We start from the raw sequence: 328 nt of genomic DNA, 5'->3' as shown, positions 1-328 counted from the left end.
CAGTTACACGTCAATGAGCAGTATTTGCCCGGCATTGCCTTGAATTCATCACTACGGGCAACCACCACCATCGAGGAAGCGGTAGTAGGGGCTGATGTTATTTTTGTCTCTGTTCCCAGCAAGTCGGTTCGAGAGGTTATTTCCGGCTTTGCGCACCTGATCAAACCTGAGCAGGGATTGGTCAGCACCACCAAGGGGATTGAACCCGATGGCTTTTTGTTAATGAGCCAGGTGATTCGTGATGTCTTTCCTGATAACCCGGTCGGGGTGCTGAGTGGCCCCAATCTCGCCAAGGAAATTGCCCGCAAAGAGCTGGCCGGTACCGTGA

General features: G+C 52.7%; 1 protein-coding gene. It reads left to right on the top strand.

Features of this window, described 5'->3' with window-relative positions; genetic code table 11:
* Nucleotides 1-328, top strand: a 328-nt coding sequence (locus Q4563_RS18020; protein ID WP_336623051.1) for an NAD(P)-binding domain-containing protein, incomplete at both ends; no start/stop codon positions are given.

This window comes from Gilvimarinus sp. 1_MG-2023 (genome assembly GCF_030548285.1).
Note: the sequence above shows the minus strand (reverse complement) of the source record. Positions and strands in the feature narration are given on the sequence as shown.